Source organism: Vibrio sp. TBV020, from assembly GCF_046056895.1.
Lineage (GTDB): Bacteria > Pseudomonadota > Gammaproteobacteria > Enterobacterales > Vibrionaceae > Vibrio.
In genome coordinates, this window is sequence record NZ_JBEEAQ010000002.1 from 47183 (window position 1) to 71371 (window position 24189).

The window sequence follows — 24189 nt, forward strand, 5'->3', positions numbered from 1 at the left end:
GTTAAAGAGCACTTGAGCCCCAGCTGGGCAACAAGTGCCCAGTTAGGGGGATGTGAAGGGTTAATGTTGAGTCTGCTTTAGCAATGATTTAGCTAACGCCACTTCAACACTGTCCCCATCACTGTTTAGGACATCGAGTCCGTTTTCTGGCATGTCGCCAGAGGTGGATTGCGTGACCGCAATCTTCTTGGCCATCAATTCAAGACACGCCATTTGCGCACTGCCTTGATAGCCGAGAAAGGTGACGTCCACATCGTCGCGTTGACCGATACGCCAGCTTCGTCTTGCCGCTTGCATCAACGTATAGACGTTATAACCGGTGTTGGTAAATACAATGGAAGGGAACTCCAATAAATCGAGCCCCGTTTTAACCAGCTCTGGGTTGGTGATAAGCACATCAATGCCTCTATCGACCTGCTCCAAAATCCAGTCCTCTCGGTCTTCGGTTTTCACGCTTGCTCGGAGTACCGCGCATTTAAGCCCTTCGGCACTTAATAGTGCTTTGAATCTCGATACCGTGTCTCGTTTGCCCGTGTAGACCGTATAAACCAGTGTGCGACGTCCCTTTTGTTTGTTGGCTTTCACCTTCTCAATAAGCTGCTGCTCTTTGGGTGTCGGTGTCTGCTCATCAAACAGCGCAGGAATGTAAGCTAAGGTTTCTTGTGTGCGAGGGTGTTTAACCACTTCGTCTCTAAAGACGCAATCAGGCCATGCCAGTAGCGCATTCATCACTACCCCTAACAAGGTTTGGTCGCCGGCGATTAACGCTTTACGCAGTCGTTCCATGAGGTCTTGCTCCATAGCGTCGTAATGCATCTGCATCTCACTGTCCATGCCCACCTCTTCAAAGAACTCCTGGTAGTCAGGCAATATGCCCTCACCCATCTCTTTGAGTTTGACGAACACCGTGTAAGGCAGTACATACTTGGCCACACCTAACGGTCCAAAGCCTGGGGCGCGAGTCTGACTGATACGCACATTCTTGCCCTTGGCGGTTTTATGGTTGGCGTCATCGCTGACTTTCATCACCTCTTTGATGATGCCGTGCTCTTGTGAGAACGCGAGCGCAGCACTGCCCAGCTTCCCTCGATGGTAACGATACCCATCCGCCATCATAATTGACGGCATGGTGCGCCACAGAAGGTAGAACAAGTCCTCTGCATAGCCGCCCATCAAGGTGCCTGTGAGCAATAAACATTGCTTCACACACCCAGCCAGGACTTGCATGGCTTGTCCTTGAGCGGCGCCTGCGTTCTTATACTCGTGCGCTTCATCGATGATTAACCAATCAAAAAAGCCGCGAGGAAAATACCGCTTAATGAACTCACTTGCCTGGTAGTCGCCCTGACCAAACGCAAACTGCGTTTTTGCCAGTTTTCGCTCGATGCGTTCAGCTTGACGTTCGTTAAAAACAAACTCCCCTTCCTCATCAAGCAAGTTCACCAACTCATAAATGTTGTCGGTGAGCGCCTTAGCGAGGTAACGTTCACCAAACCCCTCCACGAGTCGTCCCGCGGTCACTTTACCGATGGTCGGCAGGGTCTGCAGAGCCCGTGATACGGTCTTACTGAGGTTATCGTTTTGGCGTTGCCGTTTGAGTGTCCACAGTGTTGAGCCACATGCTTCGCAGCTTATCTGTTGGTCGCTTGGAAAGTGACTTGGGGCAATAAATTCCCCCTCTTCATCTTTCACCAACTCGCCACAGTCTGGGCAACGCGCAAAGGTCAGTGCTGCAGTTTGCGCTTTGAAGCCATCATGGCCCACTTCACGTACCAAGGTTTTGGTTTGATACGCTGGTTGCCAGTGATAGCCCATGCGCATCCGCACTCGTCCTAACACCACGTACTCAGGCCCGTCATGCGCCTCGGCCTTCCTCAACTTGAGTAAGGATTGCAGCGTATCCGGTCCATTTAGCACCCACACTTTCGCGTTCGGTACGGTATCGAGAATTTCACGACGCCATTTGTACACCAGGTGCGGCGGGGATAAGACTAAAAAGCGTTTGGCTTTGTTTTCACTGTATGCCACGGCGCTGGTTGCTATCCCCATGATGGTTTTGCCGGTCCCCATTTCGCCGTTGAGAATGCCCGCCGGGGCCTGCTCATCAAGGAGTAGGGAGCACATTGCTTGAACGGCTTTCGCTTGTGTCTCAAAGGGCACACGCTTAAGCGATTGCATAACAGCGGTGCGGTTGTCACAGGGCGCTTGGTAACGGGCTGGGTGAGCGGCTTCAATGTTAGCCAGTAACCCTTCCCCAAACTGGTCGATAAACGCATGGAGTGGCAATACATTGTCTTGCGTCGGTGGTGTCTTCTCTTGGGTTGATTCGAGGATAGCACTCATAGCAGGGCTCCTTCTTCGATTGACAACATGCCTTGCTTGAGCGCGTCACTTATCAATGACTCGATAGCCTCAATGGGCAGGGTAAGCCGATAAGCAAACACGCCATATGAGGGCAGAGTCTCAATGTAAGGTTGAAGTCTTGGCTGCAGCGCCGCTTGCCAGTGCTCCAATAGAGGAAGGTGGCAAAGCTGTTTTAAGGTTGGCCATAAATCCGACCATGCCAATGGGGCTGCACTCAGTAACGTCATGCTCTGACCTGACGGTTTGAGCAAAGACGGGTGGATAAGCCAGGTATGCACCCATTCGCCCACCTGAGTAAATTTCGGTAGGCGAGCGGTGCGTTTAGTGAGGGATTTCGCCTGGGCAAAATCCAACACCAACTTTTGCTTATCTGGCAGAGTCACGGTCATCACCCGCAACCCTCCTTCGCTCATGGGTAGGGTGAGTGAGGCAAAAAAATGTTGCATCGCTCCATCACGCCCCCATACCGAGAGAAATTGCACGCTGTTGTCAGTAGTTGTGACGACCGCATCGAGGTAGAGCCCGTTATCGAGCTCAATCAGTGGAGTCTTCATTCAAGGTTCCTTATCAAAATAAGGCGCCTTTCCCCGTCAGGAAAAAAGCGCCTGACGGGCAAATGAAAATAGGGTTATTTAATCACGACTATCTGACCAAACTGCTCACCTGGGGTGAGCTCAATCGCTCGAATGAGCGGTTGAAATTGGTCTATCGTCGTCGTAATGGTTTGGCTCTCGTCCACGGTGGTCACACTGCGTTGCACTTTTTGAGTGCCGCCTTTGACCAGGAGTGTTCGATTGCCATCGTTACTGACCACCTTACCGGCAATTTGTCCTGCTGCCAGAGACAGCGACAAATGCCAAGGGGACAGTTTCCTTAAAGGACGTGGCACACTGTGATGCCGAGTTAAGTTAAAGGCCGTTTCAAATGTTGGCCAGAGACCGCCGTGCTTATCAAACGCTTGTTCAAGTTGCGTTGAGTCAGGACGCACCATTTCAAAACGAAATGGGGTGTCATTGACCGGCGCGACGTCAAACGTGGTCTGAGTGGTTAAATGGGTGGGGATAGGTTGCCCTTCCCCAACCGTAATAAGCCCGTCTGCGGTGCGTGTTCGCTCGACTTGGTACTGTGTCCCTCGTCTATCGGCTTTGCGGCCCATTATCACCACTTGCTTAAAGCGGTTGGTGCTGGCTTTAAACACTTGCACCTGATAGAGCCTTGTCGCCAAATAGCGACTGAACGCCGGTGTAAGAGAAGGGAAGGGCACCACTAACGCTAATACCCCGTCCCGTTTTAAGGTCGGGAGCATTCGCTGAGTAAATTGCACTTCCAATCTTGCCATATCACGCTGTTGTCTCTCCACCTGGTCAGTGACCGTGTCACCGTAAGGTGGGTTTAAAAACAACAGACTTTGGCTGCCAGCACCTATCAGGGTGTCAAACGCATTGCTGCGCAGCACACTATCAAGGCACTGACTGGCCAACGCGGCCCGCTCAGTATCAAGTTCCACACCATAGGTGTGAAACTCGCTCTGAGGATGCTCATCGACTTCCATCACCAGTTGCGCTAACGCCTTTCCCTCTCCACAGCATGGATCGAGTAATCGTTGGCAGCCGGCTTTAAACGAAAGTTTACTGGCAATCTCACTCAAGGTTGCCTCATCGGTGGGGTAATACCCATCTTTGAGGTAGTTATGCGCAACGCGCGGATGCATGACGGCCATTAGCTTGCCTCCTCATCAAGACGAAGACGTATCCAGTGCTGAGCCTCGGGCACAAACTTCCAAACGCGTTCATTATTGATACGACGTTTTAGATGTTTAAGCTGTTTGCCCATCACTTCACGCCCTACTTCTGGAGTGAGCTTAACGATATCACCGACATTTGCAGGCAGTGGCCAAAGTTCACCAAACAAGGTAGCTAACCCATCGCTGTCACCATCAGGCGAATCAGAGGAACTGGCGTCACCGGATGACGGCAGTGCTTGAGCAATAGGTTGTTCTCGCTGCGCGGCTAACTGTTGCTGCGCCTTGCGCTCGTTCGCCAAGGGATCGTCTTCCATCGGTTCATCCGCAGGCACAGCCTCTTCTTTGTAATCACTGAGCCAGATGCCCTCAAGCTCGGCTCTTGTTTCAATCACAAAGCGGTTACTGGTCTGGTAACTCCCTGGATAGATACGTTTTAAACCAAAGGTGCCTTGGTAGGTGCCTTCGTTGTACTCATCGAGCACCGTATCACGGATAGAGAACTTACCGAGCTCTGTATCTAGAGTGGCCACATTAAAGTCGCCATAACGACCGGTAACGGTCTTAATGGTTAAGGTTCCGGGTACTTGGACCATGATGGCCTCCTGTCAAAAAAGTCAAAAGGCCTCCCAACCGGAAGCCTTTCCGGTTAAGGGTACGTTGGTTATAGCCAGCCGCGCTCAGCAAAGGAGACGACGTCGCTGCCTACGACAAAATGGTCAAGAACGCGCACATCAATCAAGGTCAACGCATCACACAATTTTCGTGTAATACGCCTATCGGCTTGACTGGGCTCAGCGGTTCCGCTTGGGTGGTTGTGACAAAAAATCACCGCCGAAGCGTTCCAGAGTAGGGCGCGTTTCACGACCTCTCGTGGGTAGACCGAAGCGCTGTCCACGGTGCCGTAAAAGAGCACCTCAAACTCAATCAATTGATGTTGGTTGTTTAAAAACAGCACGCCAAACACTTCGCGCTCCATTTCTTGCAAGAGACCCGATAGGGTCAGCTTGGTTTGCTTAGGATTTGTGAGTGGTGTACCAGGTTGTAAACGGTCGTTGGCAATTTCTGCAGCGATAGTGAGTAACTCACTCGGCGTCACGGGCGCGGTGAGTTGATAATACTCACCAGGTGCCTGAGCAACCTCACAGAGCTTACCTTGACCGTAGGTTGGTTTATATTGCATCACATCACCACCCTATACTGACCAAAGGGACGCAAGGTGGTTTAGCTGGCAATCGTTGAACGGCCTGGCTAAACAGCCACCATTCAAACACCGACGAAGGCCTTAGAGACAAGCGAAACGCTTGCTCGTCACCGTATAATCCCGTGGTTTGCTTTATCGAAAGGCTTTGTAGGGTCAGCATTAACGTTTGCTGATGTTCAGATAAGGCATCTAACGGGGTTGAGTAGAACGATTTTTCGCAGTAATGCGGCAGTTTGGTCACAAGCTCCGCCTGTTTGAGCTGCTGCTTAATGCGTTTTATCCAACTTTCAGCGGTGCTCCATCGACCACCGGGCTTCAATGCGCCCGATTCGACGTCTTCTGACCAACGTATTCCTAAAAAGCGGACCGCATCAAAATGACGCAAAAAGCCATGACTGGCCCAGTCACCTCGAACGCGCTTGCCCTCATCGTCATACAGGTTGCTCTCACCACACTCGGTGACAAGAACAAACAGGTCTTCTTGATAAGGGAGGCGCAAACCGGTGCGCTGCTCAAAGTCGTGGTAAAAATGGTCGGTGACCTCTCCACCTTGCTGTATAAACCACGCTTTTGCGTCGCTTAATAGCTGTGGGAAAGGATAACGAAATGCCTGCATGGCATAGCAGATAGAATAAGACATAAGGTGCCCCTGATTAAAAAAAAGGGCACCCAATGAGGGATGCCCCTCATGGGTGAAAGTCACGCGTGCGTTAGTGTGAAAAGTCCTGAAAGTCAGTACTGATGGTCACACCTTGTTGACGTAGGCGATTGAGTTCGTGCTCAGTTAACGGGCCCTCCAGCGAGAGCGGCGTTTTACTGCGCAGAACCAGTCGCTTTTTGGTCACGCGCGTTTTAGAGGTTTGCAGTGGGGTTTGACGCCACGGCGTTTCATACACATATGGATACACGTCTGTTGAAGGCGTAAATGAAAAAGTGTTCATCTTGCCTCCTCAGTGGTGGTGATGATCAATATGGGCTCTTGTTGCTTATTGTGTTCAATACTGGCCAGTAGGCTCAGTGGTTGGTTAACGTACACACTGTCTTTGGTCGGTGGCTTACACACTGTAAACGTCACTTGCGATTGCATCGGATGTTTACGAGCGGCTCGCCAGACCAGCTTCAGTAGCCGCTGGGTTAACCCCTCTGGCGACGATTGAGCCAGGCAGTTAGGAACGTCAATCGCTTGATAATAAGCGGTCTGACTCATTCCTGTGTACGAAAAGTGAAACCCTGAGTTCTTAGCTAATGTTGTGATATCGATATACGCATCTTGAGATACGGGCTCGACATTCACAAATTGACCGAGAGTAGGGAAGTGTGTTGATGCCATAGCAAGGCTCCTAACGTAAAAAGGAACCTTGCCCACTGGGAAAAGTTCCCAATGGGTGAGTAGAGGTTGACGTAAGGCAGAGCCTAACGTCCAGTGTGACGATAACGGTGACTTATTTGTCGGTGTAGCTACGTTCGATAAAAGCGCGTTGCTTTAATAAAAACCAGTGCGCACGAAAGTAGCTCTGAGGCTTATTACTTTGCCACACAAGCCAGATGACAGGTGTGAAAATGCCCCAAAACACAAGGTTATCGGTCAGTGTTTGAAAGTCCATGGTGTGTTCCTTAGTCAAAAGGAAAACACACCCCGGTGGGAAGTCTTTTCCCAAGCCGGTGGTTTTAAGTTGAATTGCACAGGTTAGCCTGTGAAGTTGATAATGCTTTCCAATTTCTCTAAGAGAAACCGCGACACGTTCCAGAGAGCCATTTAAGGACGGTTAAATCCGTGTGCTTTACACTATAGAGTCAGTGCACAACTTTTGAACGAATTTAGGATAACGAGTAGGGTAGGGGGTGTCAATAGTTCTATTTAAATGAAGAGGTGCGTACAATAGAGTTGGCATTTATGGGCAGATATGCAGTTCAACTTTTAAAATTAATTGTGAGAATTTAGGCTATCAGGTAGTGTTGAAAAACTAAACGAATGGAGGTCATTACCATGAATAGTATTTTAGGCGTACTAGTTATCGCTCTGATAGCACTGGGAGGGTACTATAAACTTACAACGATGGAATGTAATGAAGGGGATGTGATGTGCTCTTCATCTCAGGTTAAATAAGAAACCGAGATAATATTAGACGTTATCATTTTTATATAACAAGAAAGGCTCAATAAGAGCCCTTCGAATTTAGTGTATTACTTATGCTACAGCTTTTGACTTCTGAATAGTCGAGTTTTGAGACTTAGATGCAGCAACAATGACCCGTCGGTAGATTTTCTTCTTATCCTTAGAAGATGTATTTCGAACAAAGTTAGACAACGGTGTTGAAGCTACTTTGTTAGTGTCGTTGAACATAAGCCTCCTTATAGCCTAACTAGAAACAATACTTTTAACTTCGTCTAGAGTATAAATCGGATGTAGGTAGGGTTTCAAGCTACTAACATTATAATGCGTGGATCGAGTACTACCATCATTGTCTTTGAGCAACAAATCAACCTGAATTTTATTACCAAAGTTTTCTTTTAAATTCTCGACAACTTCTTGGGAGCCAAAGAATTGTTCGACAAAGTGCTCTGGTAAAATTCTTCTTCCTTCGACTTTCTCTCTAGACTGAACGAACTCCCAAGCTAGTTCCGGTCGTTGATAAACAAATATGATTAGTACGGTCCTATCTTTCTTGAGTGACCTAATGATATTTCGCTCTGCAACAGGGTAGCTTGAGAGAGTGCCATCTAAAAGAAAACTTTGCTTGTTCTTAAGAATAAAATCCATTGATCTTTCTACTAACTTAATCACGGCGCTTTGAAATAAGTATGAATTAGAACCATTATATTCGTTAAACTCATTTCTTAAGTCATCAGGATCTAAACGAAGCACCTTAGTTACATCGTCAGTAATTGAGGCAATCAACTCTTTTGAAGATTCTGTTTTCCCAGCTCCCGGCGAGCCGCTCATAAAAACAGAGACGGGATTATTTTCGGGAGAGTATACGGCTTTATCCGTTAATCTTCTGCATATTGCCGTACGATTTTGTTTGGCAAATTTTATAGCTCGCTCAACGATTTCTTTTTCTTCACTAGTGAGTTCCAAAACACTCTCTCAACTATAAGGACTTAAATAGATTTATACCAGTTAACTCTCGCTATTGAAAAGCATCATTACCAAACATATCTACATCATGCTTGATTGCTTCAAATAGTTTTGAATTTTTAGCTTTATCTGGATTATCCAACACGAATTGATTAATTTTCTTAAGATGTTCTAGGGGAATCGAGTCATAAGTATCAGATATTTTTTGTGCAGATGTGACAAGATAATCATAGAAACCAGGAGGGAAGACGTAAGTCCTTGGACTCACAATACCACCACTAAGCGATATACGGCTAGAGCGCATATCTTTTGAATGCTTGGACTTTATTACCCCTACAAAGATGAATGAAGGCAATTTTGTATAGGTTAAAATCATTTCATCATTACCTATTATATCCATGGCAATAGTGCGGAGCATATAGCGATTGATATTTGCTGGAAGATCTAACCCACCATCTGATTTGACAGTTCCAACTTGATATACATGTTGCTCAAAAGAATACAAGTTATCGTCTTGACCTAATAAAAATGATGCTAAACCATTTTGTGCAGCTTCTATTGTTTTAAGGTAATTTTCAGAATGGTTATCAATCTTAGATTGATGTCTTACGTATGTTAATGTTCTCCAAGACAATGACGCAGCGAATTTTGCCATCCATCTTCCATATAGAACTGTATCCTTACCTTTATCAACTATTGGGTAAAAAACCTTGTTGGCAAATTCTCTTTCCCAAACAGAAAAGATGTCTTCACAATTCCCACAGAGCCAATACTCTTTATGTAAATCTTGCATCCTTCTGCTGGGTGCTGAGGGTTGTCTAAAATATCCAGTAATAGATGTGTTTTTTGACCACTTACCTATAAATTTAGGAATAAAGTGGCTCTTTTCTAGCTTCGATTCTTTTCTACAGAGCTTACAGCAACCTTCCATGTAGTTTCCTAGTTAATGTCTCAGAGGTATACAAAAATCTATATCATGCCACTATTTAGTAGCAATGATCACTGACCCTTTAAGTGACCCTGAAGGGGACATCTACACTGAGTGTGTGTGGACGTCAATACGTTGAAGAATCCTATATTACACCTCAGAAAGAGATGAACCAGTGGCGAGTACAGTTTTTCAGCTAAGTAAACATACGGGAGTTTGATGGATGAAATTTGTGACAACAACAGAAATTGGTATGGAAAGTGCGCTTGCTAAATTAGAGAAGGCTTACAAGGGGCAAGACCATAAACTACCTGATTTATGGGCTAATGGTTGCTCGACGGGGTACTCTGACTTGGACAAGCTAACTGCTAACTGACGGTTTGAATTCGGGGTTTGATGACTCGAAACAGCCAAAAATGCTCAAGACGCCCGTTTCAATTCATACCAGGTGAAGTTTTCTTCATCCTGCTCTATAAAATCTAAGTCGTAATGAGGGTGACCTTGAACGGATTGGAGTAGATGTTCCCCTCTTTCTGAGCTTAAACACAAACGTAGCGGGCGTTTTTGTGTTTGTTTGTCATCGAACCCTTCTTCAATCTCTTTTTGGGTCATATAAATAACGTCTTGCTCTCGTTGAATGTTTTCATCCCAAATTTGAGATGCAAAGTCATGAGTGCGGTAAAGGCCATCAAGTAAGATATAAAGTTCATCTGCCTGTGTGAACTTAGCTCTATAGCTGAGGTTCATTTGATTTAACTCATGAAGACGTTTTTCCAGGTTTCCTTTTGCATTACGGCCAATCGAGAGCATGGTTTTGATTTCTTTTTTGTGAGTTACGAATTCACGCTTTTTAGTCAGTGTTTTTAAATGCTTAACTAAAATTTCATTTCGCTTCTTAATTGGAACGTAGCCTTTGGCTTTTTGAATCTCGAAGTAGAGAACGAATAAAGAATGAACAACCAATTTATCAAAAGTTTGGAACTGTTTTAATGCGGTACTCATAAATACAAAGTATGACGATACATAGCTTCATTTTACCACATTCACTCCCCATTCCATCATACATCCTGCAATTTTTTGGTCGAGCTCACCTGCAGATTCGTAACCACAGCCTTTGGAGTAACTTTTTGACTCAGGATTAAACGTCACTAAACATTTTCCATCTTGGTTATAATCAATAGCCGCGGCATTTGTCGGTCTTTTGCAATGTTTACACGTGGTCATTGGCGTTGTCATTTATAACCCCTTTTAAATATATCAATATAGCAATAATCCCTTATTCTTAAAGTGACGTATGGACTCAAATTACCATTGCTTTACTGCTCCATGAACCATATGAAAAAGAGTTCATTTGTTATTGCAAATGACGTTGTAAGTTTGTACAGTATCGGTATCTGCTCAATTATTCATCATCTAGGAGGTCGTTATGTGGCAGGCAATTAAAAAGTTTCGCCAGGCTTACCTGGACGCAAAAGGTGATCGTCTTCATGCGGAAGCAGAAGCTTCACGCCATGCCCTGTGCCAGAGCGCGATGAGTGTGGAGGAGGCGAGTCAAGCTTTTTGCTCTTCTGACAATTTTGACTATGAACAAGCTCGTCAAAATGCGATTCGCATGTTTCCTAGTTGCAAAGAAGAAAGAGATTTATGGTAACTGAATTAATCAGTTACCATATACGTCCTTAATTTCCTTTCGCTATGTTTGATCCTTTGTTAATGACAGTTTGTGTCCCTTGGTATGTAGCTTGAGCTACTTTGTTTATGGCTGTATCAATCCCCAACGCATTCACTTTATATCCCGCAAACCCTAACAACCCAAACCAGACGGATGGAATGATCACGTACATAAAGGCCAGTACGAACTTCAAGATCTGATCGTCGATTGAATTGATGCTCCCTAAAATCGGGTTTAAATTGCTGTGCGCACTGTAGAGCGTCTCGATAAGCTTACTATCAAGACTGCGGCAAAGCTCCCACCAGAACGTTAAGAACTGTAGGCCCGTATAGGTTAAAGTCAGTGACATCAACGTCATGATATTAAAGCTGCTGATGGTCAGTACAATTGGGCTCGCAATCACCACCGCACAAATGAGCAGCGCTTGTAGCATCGGTAAAGCTTCTCGCACGATAAACAGCGCAGGCCCGGTAAAGAAATGCCCAAGTACCACCCCAAAGCTGCCCGCGCCGGCATTCCATACCTCACGTCCCTGGTGTCCCAGTGTTTTATCCAGCACAAAACCATAGCCACGAACAGTACGTCCACTCGACGACTGGTTCTCAACACTCAACACACGTTGGATCAACATATCGATACGCTCTCTTTGTGTGGTTTCAAATCCCATAACACGCGCAAAAAAGCCACTTTCTTTCATCACTTCGATAGCGAGTTCAGGGTTACGTTCTTTGACGTGATTGAAAATACGCCATTTTAAGCCTGGCCATTGATTATCCGCACGTCCACGCTCTTCACTGGCCCACCATTCATCACAATACGGATAGGCGGTAAAGGTGTCGGTCTCTGTGCGTCGATAACGCTTTTGTCTAGGCTCATCGCGTTCTGCTTTAAAGGGGAAATTAAACACCGCATTTTGCGATTGAATCTTGGTGTAGGTCGTATGAGGCGCTATTGGATTGTCCTTCATAAAGTACTCCCCGCCAAGCCAGTTGGCTTTTTGGTAATCTTCGTCGGTGACAAGCTCTTTACGACCTGCGGCTTTCATTGCGATACGTGCACGCGTAAAGCACTGCTCATAGAAGTCTTGAATTTCCTGACGAAGAGGCTGACTTTGAATATCAATCGTTGAGAGCTGAAGGAGGTTTCGCTGGATATCATAATTACAAGGCAGTGCTGAGACGCTGGCGTTGGTTAATCCTTGTGAGACGCTGTGCCAGAGCGCCCACCATATGGGGGTTAACACTCGTTCATCATTAAAGGTACTTTGGCTACTTTGAGTGGTGCCTGTTGTTACGGCAACGCCGCAATTTTTGCTCGCATTGTCATTGTAGATAAGCATATCGACTTTTATCGGAAAGACAGGGAGCACAGCCAAAAATAAAACCAAGCCTGCGAGCATTAATTTGACTTCACTGCGGTTAAGGCTAAGCAGCCCTTTGTTACCTTCGTCTTCACCTTCTTGAGCGACCTCAAACCACACTTGAAAAAGGATCACTGCCAACATAAAGACCATAAGTCCACTCTGGTTGAGTATCGAAAACAGCTTATTTGATACGTACCAACTTTGCAGAGTTAACACGATGGATAGGGGATCATTGACTACCATAATGCGATGGCTCCTGTATGTTGTAGGGCCACAAAGGCTTCGTTAATGAACAATAAGACAATCAGCACGGGTTTGTGCTTGGATGGGCTGTAATAATAAGCCGCGGCGTAAAAGGCGAGTCGCATCGGCAACATCAAAAAAGAGTAACCACTGCTGCTTAAGTCGCTACCATCGACTAAGAAACCAATGGCAGCGGCTAAGGTGACACACAATAAAAGAGCCAGTAATTTGTGGCTATTTTTGATTAAACTAGGCATACGTTTTCCTTGGCTTAGTTCGCGTTCGTTGTTTTAGGATTAAAGGTTCCATCAAGAAACGTGGAATCGGCTTTTGTGGATTCAGGTTGAACTTGTGATTGCTGAAATCTCAGATTATCAAGGGCTTCCAGTGCGGTCTTAGGTCCAATATCTTGTCTGACCTGGGCTTCATAGCGCAGCATATCGATATCTCGCTCTAAGCGGTTGACCGCTTTATCGATATCGAGTTGCGCTGTATCGTGCTGAGCCACATTAACTTCGTATTGACCGGTGAGTAGAGCGCGCCTAGCGTACAGCGCTTTTTCAACGGTGTGGGAGAGCGCCAGCTCACTGGCAATACGGGCGATGGTGTTGTCATCGACTTTTCGTTCGGCAAGGGCATCAAGCAGCAATTTAGGGTAGTGACGAGTGTCTTGGCGATTGATTAAGGCTTGTCTGAGCTCCTTTTCCAGCTCAGCGGAGCTTGTTACCACATCAGAAGTTAACCCCACGCCAGGTGTCGCGCTGCTTAGGCTTTTGTCCATACCGGTTTGCACGCTTTGACTGCCAATGACCGTAGTCAGCCACGTGCTCATCGCTTCGGCGCTGTCCCAGTAACGATAAAGACCTTGGTTATTGGCCTTTTGCTCTGCCGTGCTGAGTAAGTGAAAGCCCACTTCACTCACATCTTGCACCGCATTAATCGGCGGTTGATGACGACCGCCATACTTAGCCCCGCCGACCCAGGTGATGCCACTGTCGCCCATGTCTTTCAGCACTTCGTTTTTGGCTCTGACTGCATCACCACTTTTGACGGCTTGCGTCCACGCTTCGGCTCGCGCCATGGCGTTATACGCCTTGTCTTTATTGAACTCGCCCATGGTCTCCACCATGCCCTCACAAGAGGTGCGGCCATCATCAAAGTCAAACTTGCCTTGCAGTACCCCGTTGGTCAGCATGTCATACAAGCCCGGGTCGCGCTTTTGAATGTAGTAACCAGGCATACTCATCACCGCACTGGTGGCGTTATCGAGTATTGAGCCCATCATGTCTTTATAGCCATTAGTGATGCCATTCAGTTGGTTACGAACGGTCACTTGCGGATCGAGTAAGCCACACTGTAGATTCATGTCCCAGCCCACCCCAAGAGTGGTGCTTCGAATGCTGTCTTGACGGGCAGGTAGAGATATCACGGGTCCTCCGCCAATGGTGTAGTGCAAGATATCGCTGTTATCGATGTCGCTTGCTTGTACGGTGTTCGCTAGAAGCGTTAGTGTTGTTAAGGCTAAAACTAAAGGTTTTTGTTTCATCGTTATTCTCCAAAGTGGGCAATGAGCGTGCTGCCTTTGCGCTCACAGCCTTTGTACATTCGCCAGACCGCCCAGACGTATTGACCGTCTTGAGACGTTTGCTCTGCATAGGGGTTACCCATGCTCCAGCTGTCATCAAATTGCGGCCAGACATACGCATCGGTCTGCTCTAGGGGATAGAGCATCTGAAAGGCGGTTTCATCGTTACTGGTCGTCACCGGTTTTGGTGGCCAGTAACCAGGACGGGGCATTGGGGCAAAGGCCTGGTAGACACGGCTTTCTCCTGTGCGAGTCACCACATGAGTCGCCCGAAAGGCCGTCAGTGCCGCGGCTTTAAACAAATGGTTTTGCAGCGCGAACCCGCCTCGTGGGTAGACATCGCCAAAGGTGCCCAGCTTTTCGCCTAATGGGTTCCAGCCAGTTAAGGTGAGGTTGTCAGGCAGGTTGTAACGCCAGCCCAATGGGTCGAGGCTCGATAGATAGTGAGGCATTAAAGGCATGGCTTCACTGCTGATGCTGTAGCCAAAGCTGGCAAGCATCGAGAAAATCGTGCTCGCTCCCGGGTGACCAATCACATCGGTGTTATGAAAGGTCAATGAGGTGTTATCTAACCCTTGCACGCTGCGACTTGCGCTGTGCCCTCCGTTTTCAGAAAAGCGGTTATCTGGAGACATCCATGCCGTATCGCTCCAAGGGGCTTCCCCAGTTTCTGGGTAACTCATCACTACTAGGTCTGGCAGTCGATGTTTGACTTTAATGGAGGTGTCCGTTGAGCAGCCAGCAGGGGTGCAGGTCATCCAGACGCACGCCCCAATGACCTGATAATCGAGACACTCCGGGCAGGCGCTACTGGCGATGACCTCGGCAGTGGTGACTTTGGCTTGGATAGGGTGACTAAACACGACTAACAATGCAGTGAACAATATGTATCGAGGTAGGTTCATCACTACCCCTCCCCACAGTAATCCATGCGAGCTTGTTCAATCTGCTGCGCTTTAAGCAAACAGGCATCCAGCTCACTTATCCCTTGCGCTTGCATCAAGGCTTGACGAGCTTCTTTGGCCTCCCCATCGGTTTCGCCTAATGCCAGGTAGAGTGCGGGCGGCACGACGCGAAAACGCTGCATCAATTTGCCATCCATACCGGTGACCACGCCTTCTTTGTACTTGTGTTTTTCCGATTGCATTGAGCGAATAAGGTTTTTTTCTGCCTCCGAAAGCTTTTTAAACGCTTCTAAGTTGGTGAGCTCATCTTCGGGCATATTGAGCATCACCCACCACTCGGCGTTGTTGAGCATTTTCCTCGCAATCGAAGGAAAATCCGCTAAGTCTTGGGTGGCAAGCCAGAACCAAGCTCGGAGTTTTCGCCACATCTTGACGATTTTGACCGCATAAGGGGCAAGCAGCTCATTGGTGACAATGAGGTGCGCTTCATCGGTAAGGGTGACAATGTCACGCCCTGAATATTGGTCGCGCTCTGCGATGGTATTGATGCGGTTGATAAGCGAGATGTAGGCCGCGGCCATCTGCGCTTCGTAGCCGGTCTTTGCGTACAGGCCTAAATCAATGATGGTCACATCAGCCTCTGGCCAGTGCTCGGCATCCTGGTCGAAGATTTGTCCCTCTAACCCTTCACAGAAAAAGGCCATCGCTTCGCCCATCATCCGCGCTCGTGCCCGTCGCGCTTCTGGACGCTTTCTCTCTTCACTAAAGGCCAATAAAGCGTCTTTTACATGGCTTGGGCGCACCTGGCACTGCGCTTGGTGACAAGACTCCGCGGCCACTTTTATCGCTTCACGCACCATGGAGGAGTCAGCGCGGCGATAATCGTCCATTTCCCGCTTCTCACCACCGGTTATCATCAATCTGGCCATGATTTCCAGCTCACCAAGAATGTCACGCTCGTCATCGTCTGGTGAGTCGTTATCATTAAGGTGCTCGACCTCTAGCGCTTTGTCGTCACTGACGTTAGGAATGGCCTGGCCGACTAAGTGTTTCGCATCGGCAAAAGGCGCCATGAGCCCTTTTGAGCGTCCATTGACCTGAATGCGATTGACACTTAACCCATAGCGCTCACAAAAAGCGCCAAAGGGACCAAAGCTGTTCCCCGCTTCAATGATAAACAGTCGAGGCCGCTTAGAGGCCAATAAACGCAAGCATTGACCGACCAGAGTAGCCGATTTGCCTGAGCCCGAAGGACCAAATAAATTGAGGTGCGCATTGGACAGGTAGTCGCTTAATGGGTCGAACCCAAACAGCTCCCCTCCCCGATTGTAATAGTGGAACAAATCACTACCGGTTCCGGTCGCTCGGCCAAACAGCGGCGACAGTGCCAACATGTCTTCGAGCCATACCCAGCCGCAATACCACAGCTTATTGTCTTGCTCGGGGTGATAATTCATCGGCAGCCAGCGAAGGTAGCTATCAAGGGGGGACTCTTGGTCACTGTTTTTGATAAAGCGCAGCGCTAAGCTGCGGCTATTGAAAATTGCCCGAAGTGAATCGGTGCGCTCCTCAATGTCACTGACACTCTCCCCCTGCAGGTAAAAAGCCAATTGGCCGCGCCATAAGGGGTGTTTCTCTACATGGGTATCAAAGTCATCGCACCGCTCTCGCAAGGCTTCAAGCTCAGGCTCATCCCCGACGGCAGCTTCCTTGACGACCTTAATTCGAGCTCTGGCTTGCGCTTTACTTTGCGCCACTAACGTCATCGCCATCATGGTGCCGGGAGGCAATTCATCAAACACCACACTCTGAGGGCTCTTATCGCCTTCTTCACACACTTCCCCAAACAGTGCCCCGGACAGAAACTGCTCATTGTCCCAGGAGTCAAGCTCCATGACGCGAGTTGCTACAGGGCGCTCTCCATCAAACCACCACAGCCCGTTGTCTGCATCGGAGCGAATGCCGCTTCGAAGCAATCGCTCTGAAAAGTCCTGGTCAATCACGCTGCGCGGTTTTCGATAGCGAAGGGTTTCTCCTCGTATGCCTGATGGATTGAAGAAAGGACTCAGCCAACCATGAATGCTTTCGCCGCTGCTGGGTTTGATGCCAATGCCTACATTCCCCAAGCTACTTGGAGAAAGCAGTTGCCTGCGAATGCTTTTGAGTTTACTCAAATTTTTCTGCAGCTGAGCCTCGTTGGCCTCTTCTGGCATCCAGCGATAAATGGCGAGTCGCACTTGGCGCTCACGGGCTCGCCATGGCCGGTTATCGACGGCAAAAATCCCCTGCTCTCGACCAATGAGGTCAAAGTGGCGCTTATCGGCATCGAGAACGGCGCGAGTAAATTCATCTTTGACCCGCGCTTGCTCCCACAGGGTGTCGGTAATGTCACCAAAGTTATCGACATCACGAGCAAAGATTTGAACCACCCATGGGTTATCTTCATCAATGAGTGACGTTAAGGTGTGCGCCACACTGCGAGTGAGCTTCGTAAGGGCTTGCTGCGTCTTATCTTCAGTGGTCACTGGGGTGATATCAAGAAACAGCCCCAATGAACGTCCATCTTCAAGTTGAACCAAGCCTTTATCACTGACTTCAATCCAAGGCAGGTTGGCCGCAAACGAAGGCGGCACACTGTAATCTAAGCCCGGGGCTTCTAAGTGTTTACCTTCAGTAAAAAAATCTAGGGTATGGCGTTTAATCGCTTGTAGCATCACCAAGTCTCCTTGGGTAGGTTCGCAGGGCTCTGCATCGGCGTGGCATAATGCACCCGCTCGTAAAGCGGAAACACCGTGGTGTACCCTGGAATGGGCAAGTTGCCGACTTTGTGTGGCATCACATACATCACGATGTCGGGGTTAGGCAGTCTTGGGAATGGGTTGGTCGCTTCACGCCAACTGTCCCTAGCATAATCACTTTGGCGCTCAGCCAGTTGCTGAGCATCAAGCGGCGCAAAAGCCTCACCCATTGAATCGATGCTACCTTGCTGGCCCATTTGCTGCTGCCACACCTTCTCTACATTGGTGTTCGGTGTGGGCAGTGTGTCATCTTGAACGGTTGAGCACCCAACAGCGCTCATGACAAAAAGGGAAGCGAAAAGAAGATTAAGGTAAGGCATAGGTGACTCCTTGCGTTGTCGTCGCATAGTTCACCCGCACCGGTGTATTGGGTGCGCGTAAGGTGATGGGTTTACGAAGATGAATGGCGGCGCTTACACCAGGCTCGACATAGACAATGTCAAAGGTGCTGCCCATACGCGCCTGGATAAAGTCAGAGACCGTAGAGGTAAAGGCCGCCGCTGACTCACCCGCGGCACTTTTCATAGCATTGCCGGTAAGGGATGACGTAGTGGTATTGCCCTCCACCGAGACGGTTTTCTGAGCAATCGACGCTGCATTGGCTGCCGCGGTCGCCGCGTCCAATAACCCCTTGGTGGTCAGGTATTGCGGCGCATTGGAGATGCGAACGCCAGATAAACATGGATTGCCATTTGGGTCGGCCAGAAAACCCAGTTCATCGGTCTTAATGCTGCTTCCATCAAAGCCAGAGTCAATCGCCCCACTCTCTTCTGGATAGGAAAGGATGGTGCCATCGGCGCGAATAAAGTCGATCGACTCCACCACGCCGCGCACGCATGACAGACTCCAATCGCCTGTCACGGTACCGGTGACAATCGCCCCTTGGATATCTGGCAACGTAAAGCCGCTGGCCATCAGGTTATTGGCGCCGACAATCATGGAAAAAGGGTAAGGGTCGGTGACTTGTCCATTCATGGGAATGCGCCCCATCAGCGCCGTCAAACTGACGGAATCGGCCAGCACGCTGCCTCGATGCAGAGTGTAGACCGGTGTGCCTAGGTCATTGTCAAAGCGGGCACTGCTTTGCTCAAAGGTATCTCCAGCTTGCGCTCCTACCGTTTGCATCGCTTTTAATGCTGGGGTTAACCATTGACCTTTTTCATCTTGTTTTGCATCAAGAGGCTCGGTCCACACTAAGACTTGACCTTGAGCGGTGCGTGACTCTTGCTCTTCCCACGCTTGATGTCCTTGCTTGGCACTATCAATACCGAGCTCGTCATATGGCGAGGCGGGATGAGTATGACCTAACGTGTCTTGAATGGGTTGCTGACGCACCTGGAGCTCCTGACGACTGGCATTGGTGGCTAATTCTAAGTTGGTCAGAGCCGTGTCTAAGCGTGCGCCTAGCTGCTCTACTTGCGCTTCCAGTTGGCTGACTTGTTTCTCTTGCTCGTCTTTCATTTCAGAAAGCCCCGCTTCGAGTTTTGCCTGAGCGGTCTGGGTTTGTTGGTAAGAGGCACTGACGGTGCGCAGGGTATCGACCGGCGCATCGGAAAAAGCGCCCATGATAGAAAGCTGTTTGTCATCCACGGCAACGGTAATGGGCTCTGTGGTGGCTTGCTCAGTCTCTTCGGGCATCGGTGGCGCGGTATTGACTAAAAAAATCAATCCCCCAAACACCACGACGCCAAAGCCTGCAAGCACCAGTAAAAAAGGATTGCGTTTAGTCATGACGTCCCCCTAAGAGAAGGTGAGACGCTAACGCCCCTGGCGTCACAATAAAGGCGGTGGCATTGTCTTGCTCTACACCTTGTGCGCCTAGCTCACTGTGAGAAAAGCTCACTTGACAGGCATCGAGAAGGCAACGACCTGCCAGCGTGACGCCTCTTGGATCAAGCGTCTGTTTGGTTGGTTGCAGATTGGTTAGCTTTACTGCGGTCACGACCTTTCCTCCCAATTGCCAAGCGGCAAGGGGCTTAGCTTGAACACGCCACTTAGGAAACGCACTATCAGCGATATCATGAGGCAAACCCATCGGCGCACGTGTGACGCCGGGAAGAGGCTCAATAGCAAAACTTGGGCTGTATAAGCTTTGCATCGCGTAGCGCACAAGCAGTGCCTCTGGCGCCATTTTCAACGCTTGAAAATGAGCTTCGGATGGCGCTTGCTCAGTAACGTTTGGCTCACCACGGTTTTGTTTTGCCCACACAATATCAATGCGCGGTGGGGTCATTACCTCCTCTTTGGCATTCACATCCAAAAGCAGCCTCATGCCATCGTGCAGTCGTTCAACATGAAGACGTGACACATCAAAAGGGGCATGAGCGGTCAGATAGACCTGCCCTGCCAGTGAGGTCACCGATAAGGCGCTTGATAAGTAGGCAGGCGTTGCCACTCGAACATCATCACTAAAGCGTAAGGTGGTCTCTTGCCCTGGCGTTAACGTAATGGCTAAAGGGGAGCCTTGCCATTCAAGAGCGCGAGGCGTCACTGCAGACACACTCATTGCATGAAGCATCAGCAGTACCGCCAAAAGAAAACGAAACATTATTGGGTGCCCTCTTTGTTAAATTGAATTTCACGAGCAGGTCCATCGAAACAGTCAATGGCAAGCTTCCAAGGGTTGTTTTCTACATCGACGTCGTAACGCACGATACGCAATGGCCAGCGGCTGTAGTTATGCTTGACCAAGGTGCTGTCCACATACTCTTTGAGCTCTAAATCCACCTGTACGGTCCAGCTGTCTTTGCTATTGGTGGTGACGCGCCAATCTCGGTAGCCGTACCCAGGGATGGGCGATAAGCTGCGCTCACGCCCTGAAAGCTCCCCTTTAAGACGTTTGTTTTGTTCGTCTTGCTCCAACACTTTGCGACACTGCGGCGTGAGATAATGGGTATAGAGATGCAGATTGCGGCTGTACTCTTGACTGCCATCTTTTTGCCAGCGGTTAATCAAGCTGAATAAGTTGACGGCAAAATCGTAGACATTGGGCTCTGGCACTTCCCACCAGGGACGTGACGAACCTGAGCTTAAATCTGGCGGGTTATGGACCGTGAAGTCTTGCCCTGCGGATAACCAGCCATAACAAGCAAACCCTGCCACACCGGTCATCATGGCGAGACCGGCTCGCAGCGTGCGAATATGGCTGTCTCTTCCTGCTAGTGCACTGCGAAAGCGGCTTTTCTTTGAAGGGGTATTCATCGCGCATCTCCTAACGTGGTGCATTGCCCGAATGTGCGATAGCCCGGGAACTGACTTTGACGACAAATCTCATGCAGCACATTCAGCCCCAAATCGAATTCACTCGGGTGCTCAAAAAAGGCTTCAAAGGCATCGGTATCTTCCAGGCCGATAAGCTCAGCCTTCACCACCCCATCTTGAAGGCGCATTCGCGCCATCACGAACTGGTGCTCGGGTTTGGTGGCGTTGGTGTGGTATAAACGGTATTGGTACGCCTCGGCATGAACCTCGGCTAACACCACCCCTTCGAACACAATGTCACGGCCAAAGGGCGAGGCTTTTTCTAAGAAAAAGGGCTCAAAGGCTTTCTCTTCCAAGTTAAAGGCAGAATGATTCATGAGGCTTCCCCCACCACAACCTGATAAGGGATGCCACACGCGCCAAATAGCTCTCGCAAGTATTGACGATGAATAAATGGCGCACCTTTGACGCAGGATTTATTGGCAAAATGCCAGGCCTGACAACGTTGATAACCCTTAGCCACATTACCCTGGGTGACGGTTTCAACCAGCAGCCAACTGTGGTCGGTCGCTTCATACATCACCTGACGAATGCGCAATGTGTCGATGTGGTTATGCACTTGCCATTGCACGTCAAATTCGGCGTACGCACGTTGCCAGCCATGGAGTAAAATGCCCTCCCCACCCTCTGGGTAAATATGAAAAGTTTGCGGGGAAGTCTCTGGGGCGACGTTTTTCATAGTGCCTCCGTCATCGTTCGTTTGGTCGCAAAGCGGCGTGTCTGCGTGATATAACAATCACGGCGGCGCCAATGGTGAATGCGTTTTGCGGCGTAGTGTTTGCAGTGGTGCGTTTTCAGTCGGCTGAGCTTTCGCATCAAAAACTTAGGCAACATAAAAGGTCCCACAATGCCAAGCATCAGCGCACTGATAAGGACAATGCCCATCTCAAACCATAACGCCAGAGCGATACCTGGAATGGAAAGCAGGCTCATGCACACCAGAACCAACGCCCCCATCTCCCCTTGTGAAAGGCCTTTGTAAAAAGGGGGCATCACATCTAAACAAGCAGCGGTTTTCATCACACGCCCTCCAGAATATTGAGGCCGTAATTGAGCCCCCAGATAGAGAGCAGCAGTAATACCGCCCCGATAATGGCGTCGGTCAACAGGTCTTTTTTGGTGGCTTGCTTATCTTTGGTCTTGCTGTACAAGTCCCACATATGAGCTAAGAAGTAGAGAAAACAGAACGCGATAAACATTCCGCCACCATAAAGCGCGATGTCGTAGGCGTAGTAGTAAATCATCTGCAGAACATTGTTTGAGCTGCCTTGAGTCGGCTGCTGGTTTTGAGGCACGGCCGCAAAGGCAGAAAAAGAGAGCGCACCGAGTACGCTTATTATCCGTCGTTTCATACACTGACTCCGTAGTAGAGTAACCATTGAAGAATGAGAAAGAGAAAACAGGCGCGAAACAGCATGCGTCGAAACACCTCGACGTGAACTTTTTTGTTTTTCATGCCCTTATAGCCGCTCCAAGCGACCCAAAGCACCCACGCCAGTAACAACGCAGAGGCTAACGCAGCCAACAGCAAGGCAAGCGTATCGGCACTAAAGCCCGCGGCATGCTCAAAAGCACTGCCCGTTCGTCCAGGAGAGATATCACTCATAAGTGGCCTTTATCAGATAATCACCACTGATTGGCTCAATGGGAGTTGGCTCTTGACGTTTGGGGTTGAGGTAGGCGTGGATACCCGACTGGATGGTGCGCACGTCCAGGCGCAAGGCGTCGTAATCGAACTGCCGATTAAGGCGATAATCAGCTTCTCGCTCTGCCCTCGTGATGAGGTAGTCGAGCTTATCGAGTTGGTTAAGCAAAAGATGGAGCTCTTGATGCTCACTTTCCCGGTCGGCGCTGGCAGGCAAAGCGATGATGCAGAGCAGCCATAACAGAGACTTTTTCATGCGGTTGTCCTTGTGTGAATGTCATAGACAACACGCTAGCAAAAAAGGGCATGATAAATACTCAACAAAAATATTTTTTTAAAATACTTTTGTTGAGTATTTATTTTGAAACTTATGATATCCTTACGGGGATGTTTTTTTAATGCTTTTGTATGCAATGATGCACTTTGTATACAGCGAATGTCCCTACATGAGCAATATGTTGCATTGTTTGTGGTTATCCTTTGCCCTATCTATAAATTCAATACCCTAACTGACTCTTTCTGCGCACTTTTTTATTGGCACTAAACCTGTATTTATCTTAAAAGCAATGAATATAAAGGAGATAAGTATGTCATTAAGAGAGCGATGCTATATCACGGGGCTGACATTATCTGCTCGCTCGGAACATGCCCTAAAAATGATAAGTTACAAGGTCGATCTCGCCAATCAACTTTCAGCGTTAGTCATCGCCAGTCCACTTATCGATATTTTTTCAGGGCGAAGGGCAACCCTTTCTCAAACATCAAAAGAGATTTACACGTACCATTGGGATGATTTGGCTCAGGCTTTCGGTGCCATTAACCCTATCTTACGAAGAGAAGTGTATAATATTGCCGCACAAGAGGAGTATTTTAGTCATGGCAAAGAACAAAGGTTTTGGAAATGTGTTACCAGTGCTGCTTTGTAGTTTGTCATTGATATCACTTCCCTCTTTTAGTCATGGGCTAGAGCTCACCGAAGCTTATGAAGCACTGAATGCAAGAAAAACGGCGTGTTTTCTATTGGGGGATTCCGGTCATAAGCAACTGCCGAAAGACGACTGGGTAAGCCAGCTTAATGAGGACAATAAACAAGCAGTATTGTCCTACGTAGCCCAAAAAGCGTTTAATGATTGTTTAACTCGTGAAGTTGCACACTTAGAGCGTGTACTGGCAAAGCAAAGTGATGATGTGAAAGCGCTCTTTACTCGATACATAGCGATCGAACCTTACCTAGCTCAACGCCCAATGCAGGTTGATCAAGGAAGCCTGGACAGATTTGAATCTAAGATCCATGGTCCCTTTAAGGTGAGTGAAGCGTTGAACGTGTACGAATAAAAACGAAGTGTCACCGAACATGGACAACTGCCCCACTAACGATCATCTAAAGTGATCCATTCTAGG

Annotated in this window: 32 protein-coding genes and 1 pseudogene; 4 read left to right on the forward strand and 29 right to left on the reverse strand. The window is 48.5% G+C overall.

Translation table 11 applies throughout. From position 1 onward, the window contains the following. Positions 1–60: 60 nt before the first annotated feature. The 12 genes and pseudogenes from AAFX28_RS07530 to AAFX28_RS07585 all read right to left on the reverse strand — a co-directional run bounded on the left by AAFX28_RS07530 (position 61) and on the right by AAFX28_RS07585 (position 9319). The gene (locus AAFX28_RS07530) at positions 61–2343 is read right to left on the reverse strand and encodes an SNF2-related protein (protein ID WP_408686899.1); all 2283 of its coding nucleotides are present in this window, start codon (positions 2341–2343) and stop codon (positions 61–63) included. Beyond that, positions 2340–2918, reverse strand: a complete 579-nt coding sequence (locus AAFX28_RS07535; protein WP_408686900.1) for a hypothetical protein — start codon at positions 2916–2918, stop codon at positions 2340–2342. Before AAFX28_RS07535 ends, AAFX28_RS07530 begins: the two co-directional genes overlap by 4 nt. Before the next feature lie 74 nt (positions 2919–2992). Further along, on the reverse strand, positions 2993–4084 hold the full coding sequence (locus AAFX28_RS07540; RefSeq protein WP_408686901.1) for a DUF6094 domain-containing protein: 1092 nt from the start codon (positions 4082–4084) through the stop codon (positions 2993–2995). Continuing rightward, positions 4084–4701 carry a DUF3275 family protein gene (locus AAFX28_RS07545; RefSeq protein ID WP_408686902.1) on the reverse strand — a complete coding sequence of 206 codons (618 nt, stop codon included), beginning with the start codon at positions 4699–4701 and terminating at the stop codon, positions 4084–4086. The genes AAFX28_RS07540 and AAFX28_RS07545 overlap by 1 nt, the downstream gene beginning before the upstream one ends. A 68-nt stretch (positions 4702–4769) precedes the next feature. Further along, a pseudogene (gene radC, locus AAFX28_RS07550) lies at positions 4770–5228 on the reverse strand (DNA repair protein RadC); the annotation flags it as partial. A gap of 64 nt (positions 5229–5292) precedes the next feature. After that, the gene (locus AAFX28_RS07555; protein WP_408686903.1) at positions 5293–5949 is read right to left on the reverse strand and encodes a hypothetical protein; all 657 of its coding nucleotides are present in this window, start codon (positions 5947–5949) and stop codon (positions 5293–5295) included. Between the two features lie 70 nt (positions 5950–6019). Continuing rightward, positions 6020–6250, reverse strand: coding sequence for a hypothetical protein (locus AAFX28_RS07560; RefSeq protein WP_408686904.1), 231 nt, complete (start codon positions 6248–6250; stop codon positions 6020–6022). Then, positions 6247–6639: a hypothetical protein gene (locus tag AAFX28_RS07565; protein ID WP_408686905.1), complete on the reverse strand. Its 393-nt coding sequence runs from the start codon at positions 6637–6639 to the stop codon at positions 6247–6249. The genes AAFX28_RS07560 and AAFX28_RS07565 overlap by 4 nt, the downstream gene beginning before the upstream one ends. Before the next feature lie 112 nt (positions 6640–6751). Further along, entirely contained in the window at positions 6752–6913 is a 162-nt protein-coding gene (locus tag AAFX28_RS07570; protein WP_408686906.1) for a hypothetical protein, read from the reverse strand. 584 nt (positions 6914–7497) lie between these two features. Next, positions 7498–7653 (reverse strand): hypothetical protein, encoded by a 156-nt coding sequence (locus AAFX28_RS07575; RefSeq protein ID WP_408686907.1) that lies wholly within the window; start codon positions 7651–7653, stop codon positions 7498–7500. 15 nt (positions 7654–7668) lie between these two features. Beyond that, positions 7669–8388 carry a zeta toxin family protein gene (locus tag AAFX28_RS07580; protein ID WP_408686908.1) on the reverse strand — a complete coding sequence of 240 codons (720 nt, stop codon included), beginning with the start codon at positions 8386–8388 and terminating at the stop codon, positions 7669–7671. A 52-nt stretch (positions 8389–8440) separates the two neighbouring features. After that, the gene (locus AAFX28_RS07585) at positions 8441–9319 is read right to left on the reverse strand and encodes a hypothetical protein (RefSeq protein ID WP_408686909.1); all 879 of its coding nucleotides are present in this window, start codon (positions 9317–9319) and stop codon (positions 8441–8443) included. Positions 9320–9539: 220 nt separating this feature from the next. Here AAFX28_RS07585 and AAFX28_RS07590 point away from each other — a divergent pair, with 220 nt between their 5' ends. Continuing rightward, positions 9540–9692 carry a hypothetical protein gene (locus tag AAFX28_RS07590; protein ID WP_408686910.1) on the forward strand — a complete coding sequence of 51 codons (153 nt, stop codon included), beginning with the start codon at positions 9540–9542 and terminating at the stop codon, positions 9690–9692. 44 nt (positions 9693–9736) lie between these two features. On the opposite strand, the gene AAFX28_RS07595 is transcribed toward AAFX28_RS07590, so the two are convergent. After that, a complete protein-coding gene (locus AAFX28_RS07595; protein ID WP_408686911.1) occupies positions 9737–10318 on the reverse strand; it encodes a DUF2913 family protein in 582 nt (193 codons plus the stop codon). A gap of 27 nt (positions 10319–10345) precedes the next feature. Further along, positions 10346–10552, reverse strand: coding sequence for a hypothetical protein (locus AAFX28_RS07600; RefSeq protein ID WP_408686912.1), 207 nt, complete (start codon positions 10550–10552; stop codon positions 10346–10348). Between the two features lie 190 nt (positions 10553–10742). Here AAFX28_RS07600 and AAFX28_RS07605 point away from each other — a divergent pair, with 190 nt between their 5' ends. Then, the gene (locus tag AAFX28_RS07605) at positions 10743–10967 is read left to right on the forward strand and encodes a hypothetical protein (RefSeq protein WP_408686913.1); all 225 of its coding nucleotides are present in this window, start codon (positions 10743–10745) and stop codon (positions 10965–10967) included. A gap of 28 nt (positions 10968–10995) precedes the next feature. Here the strand turns inward: AAFX28_RS07605 and AAFX28_RS07610 are convergent, their stop codons facing one another. From AAFX28_RS07610 to AAFX28_RS07680, 15 genes are read right to left on the reverse strand one after another with little or no spacing between them, the layout of a single operon-like run. After that, positions 10996–12594 carry a conjugal transfer protein TraG N-terminal domain-containing protein gene (locus AAFX28_RS07610; protein ID WP_408686914.1) on the reverse strand — a complete coding sequence of 533 codons (1599 nt, stop codon included), beginning with the start codon at positions 12592–12594 and terminating at the stop codon, positions 10996–10998. Continuing rightward, positions 12588–12851 (reverse strand): hypothetical protein, encoded by a 264-nt coding sequence (locus tag AAFX28_RS07615; protein WP_408686915.1) that lies wholly within the window; start codon positions 12849–12851, stop codon positions 12588–12590. The genes AAFX28_RS07610 and AAFX28_RS07615 overlap by 7 nt, the downstream gene beginning before the upstream one ends. A gap of 14 nt (positions 12852–12865) precedes the next feature. Further along, a complete protein-coding gene (locus tag AAFX28_RS07620) occupies positions 12866–14140 on the reverse strand; it encodes an integrating conjugative element protein (RefSeq protein WP_408686916.1) in 1275 nt (424 codons plus the stop codon). Positions 14141–14142: 2 nt separating this feature from the next. Next, complete coding sequence (locus AAFX28_RS07625) at positions 14143–15084, reverse strand: TIGR03756 family integrating conjugative element protein (protein WP_408686961.1); 942 nt, start codon at positions 15082–15084, stop codon at positions 14143–14145. A 2-nt stretch (positions 15085–15086) separates the two neighbouring features. After that, positions 15087–17798, reverse strand: a complete 2712-nt coding sequence (locus AAFX28_RS07630; RefSeq protein ID WP_408686917.1) for a conjugative transfer ATPase — start codon at positions 17796–17798, stop codon at positions 15087–15089. After that, positions 17798–18202: a TIGR03751 family conjugal transfer lipoprotein gene (locus AAFX28_RS07635; RefSeq protein ID WP_408686918.1), complete on the reverse strand. Its 405-nt coding sequence runs from the start codon at positions 18200–18202 to the stop codon at positions 17798–17800. The genes AAFX28_RS07630 and AAFX28_RS07635 overlap by 1 nt, the downstream gene beginning before the upstream one ends. Further along, positions 18189–19613: a TIGR03752 family integrating conjugative element protein gene (locus AAFX28_RS07640; protein WP_408686919.1), complete on the reverse strand. Its 1425-nt coding sequence runs from the start codon at positions 19611–19613 to the stop codon at positions 18189–18191. The genes AAFX28_RS07635 and AAFX28_RS07640 overlap by 14 nt, the downstream gene beginning before the upstream one ends. After that, positions 19606–20430 carry a TIGR03749 family integrating conjugative element protein gene (locus tag AAFX28_RS07645; RefSeq protein ID WP_408686920.1) on the reverse strand — a complete coding sequence of 275 codons (825 nt, stop codon included), beginning with the start codon at positions 20428–20430 and terminating at the stop codon, positions 19606–19608. Before AAFX28_RS07645 ends, AAFX28_RS07640 begins: the two co-directional genes overlap by 8 nt. Further along, positions 20430–21083 (reverse strand): PFL_4703 family integrating conjugative element protein, encoded by a 654-nt coding sequence (locus tag AAFX28_RS07650; protein WP_408686921.1) that lies wholly within the window; start codon positions 21081–21083, stop codon positions 20430–20432. The genes AAFX28_RS07645 and AAFX28_RS07650 overlap by 1 nt, the downstream gene beginning before the upstream one ends. After that, complete coding sequence (locus tag AAFX28_RS07655; protein ID WP_408686922.1) at positions 21080–21460, reverse strand: hypothetical protein; 381 nt, start codon at positions 21458–21460, stop codon at positions 21080–21082. The genes AAFX28_RS07650 and AAFX28_RS07655 overlap by 4 nt, the downstream gene beginning before the upstream one ends. Next, a complete protein-coding gene (locus AAFX28_RS07660; protein ID WP_408686923.1) occupies positions 21457–21822 on the reverse strand; it encodes a hypothetical protein in 366 nt (121 codons plus the stop codon). The genes AAFX28_RS07655 and AAFX28_RS07660 overlap by 4 nt, the downstream gene beginning before the upstream one ends. Continuing rightward, a complete protein-coding gene (locus AAFX28_RS07665) occupies positions 21819–22163 on the reverse strand; it encodes a hypothetical protein (protein WP_408686924.1) in 345 nt (114 codons plus the stop codon). The genes AAFX28_RS07660 and AAFX28_RS07665 overlap by 4 nt, the downstream gene beginning before the upstream one ends. Then, positions 22163–22495 carry a TIGR03745 family integrating conjugative element membrane protein gene (locus tag AAFX28_RS07670; protein WP_408686925.1) on the reverse strand — a complete coding sequence of 111 codons (333 nt, stop codon included), beginning with the start codon at positions 22493–22495 and terminating at the stop codon, positions 22163–22165. Before AAFX28_RS07670 ends, AAFX28_RS07665 begins: the two co-directional genes overlap by 1 nt. Continuing rightward, a complete protein-coding gene (locus AAFX28_RS07675; RefSeq protein ID WP_408686926.1) occupies positions 22492–22749 on the reverse strand; it encodes a TIGR03758 family integrating conjugative element protein in 258 nt (85 codons plus the stop codon). Before AAFX28_RS07675 ends, AAFX28_RS07670 begins: the two co-directional genes overlap by 4 nt. Beyond that, complete coding sequence (locus AAFX28_RS07680; RefSeq protein ID WP_408686927.1) at positions 22742–23044, reverse strand: RAQPRD family integrative conjugative element protein; 303 nt, start codon at positions 23042–23044, stop codon at positions 22742–22744. The genes AAFX28_RS07675 and AAFX28_RS07680 overlap by 8 nt, the downstream gene beginning before the upstream one ends. A 331-nt stretch (positions 23045–23375) precedes the next feature. Here AAFX28_RS07680 and AAFX28_RS07685 point away from each other — a divergent pair, with 331 nt between their 5' ends. Both AAFX28_RS07685 and AAFX28_RS07690 read left to right on the forward strand, forming a co-directional pair. Next, positions 23376–23714, forward strand: coding sequence for a hypothetical protein (locus tag AAFX28_RS07685; protein ID WP_408686928.1), 339 nt, complete (start codon positions 23376–23378; stop codon positions 23712–23714). Further along, a complete protein-coding gene (locus AAFX28_RS07690) occupies positions 23665–24123 on the forward strand; it encodes a hypothetical protein (protein WP_408686929.1) in 459 nt (152 codons plus the stop codon). Before AAFX28_RS07685 ends, AAFX28_RS07690 begins: the two co-directional genes overlap by 50 nt. The last annotated feature ends 66 nt before the right edge of the window (positions 24124–24189 follow it).

Excerpts from the sequence above, each read along its gene's own strand:
- AAFX28_RS07530 (WP_408686899.1), bottom strand. The coding sequence starts at position 2,343 with ATGAGTGCTATCCTCGAATCAACCCAAGAGAAGACACCACCGACGCAA.
- AAFX28_RS07535 (WP_408686900.1), bottom strand. The coding sequence starts at position 2,918 with ATGAAGACTCCACTGATTGAGCTCGATAACGGGCTCTACCTCGATGCG.
- AAFX28_RS07540 (WP_408686901.1), bottom strand. The coding sequence starts at position 4,084 with ATGGCCGTCATGCATCCGCGCGTTGCGCATAACTACCTCAAAGATGGG.
- AAFX28_RS07545 (WP_408686902.1), bottom strand. The coding sequence starts at position 4,701 with ATGGTCCAAGTACCCGGAACCTTAACCATTAAGACCGTTACCGGTCGT.
- AAFX28_RS07555 (WP_408686903.1), bottom strand. The coding sequence starts at position 5,949 with ATGTCTTATTCTATCTGCTATGCCATGCAGGCATTTCGTTATCCTTTC.
- AAFX28_RS07560 (WP_408686904.1), bottom strand. The coding sequence starts at position 6,250 with ATGAACACTTTTTCATTTACGCCTTCAACAGACGTGTATCCATATGTG.
- AAFX28_RS07565 (WP_408686905.1), bottom strand. The coding sequence starts at position 6,639 with ATGGCATCAACACACTTCCCTACTCTCGGTCAATTTGTGAATGTCGAG.
- AAFX28_RS07570 (WP_408686906.1), bottom strand. The coding sequence starts at position 6,913 with ATGGACTTTCAAACACTGACCGATAACCTTGTGTTTTGGGGCATTTTC.
- AAFX28_RS07575 (WP_408686907.1), bottom strand. The coding sequence starts at position 7,653 with ATGTTCAACGACACTAACAAAGTAGCTTCAACACCGTTGTCTAACTTT.
- AAFX28_RS07585 (WP_408686909.1), bottom strand. The coding sequence starts at position 9,319 with ATGGAAGGTTGCTGTAAGCTCTGTAGAAAAGAATCGAAGCTAGAAAAG.
- AAFX28_RS07590 (WP_408686910.1), top strand. The coding sequence starts at position 9,540 with ATGAAATTTGTGACAACAACAGAAATTGGTATGGAAAGTGCGCTTGCT.
- AAFX28_RS07595 (WP_408686911.1), bottom strand. The coding sequence starts at position 10,318 with ATGAGTACCGCATTAAAACAGTTCCAAACTTTTGATAAATTGGTTGTT.
- AAFX28_RS07600 (WP_408686912.1), bottom strand. The coding sequence starts at position 10,552 with ATGACAACGCCAATGACCACGTGTAAACATTGCAAAAGACCGACAAAT.
- AAFX28_RS07605 (WP_408686913.1), top strand. The coding sequence starts at position 10,743 with ATGTGGCAGGCAATTAAAAAGTTTCGCCAGGCTTACCTGGACGCAAAA.
- AAFX28_RS07610 (WP_408686914.1), bottom strand. The coding sequence starts at position 12,594 with ATGGTAGTCAATGATCCCCTATCCATCGTGTTAACTCTGCAAAGTTGG.
- AAFX28_RS07615 (WP_408686915.1), bottom strand. The coding sequence starts at position 12,851 with ATGCCTAGTTTAATCAAAAATAGCCACAAATTACTGGCTCTTTTATTG.
- AAFX28_RS07620 (WP_408686916.1), bottom strand. The coding sequence starts at position 14,140 with ATGAAACAAAAACCTTTAGTTTTAGCCTTAACAACACTAACGCTTCTA.
- AAFX28_RS07625 (WP_408686961.1), bottom strand. The coding sequence starts at position 15,084 with ATGAACCTACCTCGATACATATTGTTCACTGCATTGTTAGTCGTGTTT.
- AAFX28_RS07630 (WP_408686917.1), bottom strand. The coding sequence starts at position 17,798 with ATGCTACAAGCGATTAAACGCCATACCCTAGATTTTTTTACTGAAGGT.
- AAFX28_RS07635 (WP_408686918.1), bottom strand. The coding sequence starts at position 18,202 with ATGCCTTACCTTAATCTTCTTTTCGCTTCCCTTTTTGTCATGAGCGCT.
- AAFX28_RS07640 (WP_408686919.1), bottom strand. The coding sequence starts at position 19,613 with ATGACTAAACGCAATCCTTTTTTACTGGTGCTTGCAGGCTTTGGCGTC.
- AAFX28_RS07645 (WP_408686920.1), bottom strand. The coding sequence starts at position 20,430 with ATGTTTCGTTTTCTTTTGGCGGTACTGCTGATGCTTCATGCAATGAGT.
- AAFX28_RS07650 (WP_408686921.1), bottom strand. The coding sequence starts at position 21,083 with ATGAATACCCCTTCAAAGAAAAGCCGCTTTCGCAGTGCACTAGCAGGA.
- AAFX28_RS07655 (WP_408686922.1), bottom strand. The coding sequence starts at position 21,460 with ATGAATCATTCTGCCTTTAACTTGGAAGAGAAAGCCTTTGAGCCCTTT.
- AAFX28_RS07660 (WP_408686923.1), bottom strand. The coding sequence starts at position 21,822 with ATGAAAAACGTCGCCCCAGAGACTTCCCCGCAAACTTTTCATATTTAC.
- AAFX28_RS07665 (WP_408686924.1), bottom strand. The coding sequence starts at position 22,163 with ATGAAAACCGCTGCTTGTTTAGATGTGATGCCCCCTTTTTACAAAGGC.
- AAFX28_RS07670 (WP_408686925.1), bottom strand. The coding sequence starts at position 22,495 with ATGAAACGACGGATAATAAGCGTACTCGGTGCGCTCTCTTTTTCTGCC.
- AAFX28_RS07675 (WP_408686926.1), bottom strand. The coding sequence starts at position 22,749 with ATGAGTGATATCTCTCCTGGACGAACGGGCAGTGCTTTTGAGCATGCC.
- AAFX28_RS07680 (WP_408686927.1), bottom strand. The coding sequence starts at position 23,044 with ATGAAAAAGTCTCTGTTATGGCTGCTCTGCATCATCGCTTTGCCTGCC.
- AAFX28_RS07685 (WP_408686928.1), top strand. The coding sequence starts at position 23,376 with ATGTCATTAAGAGAGCGATGCTATATCACGGGGCTGACATTATCTGCT.
- AAFX28_RS07690 (WP_408686929.1), top strand. The coding sequence starts at position 23,665 with ATGGCAAAGAACAAAGGTTTTGGAAATGTGTTACCAGTGCTGCTTTGT.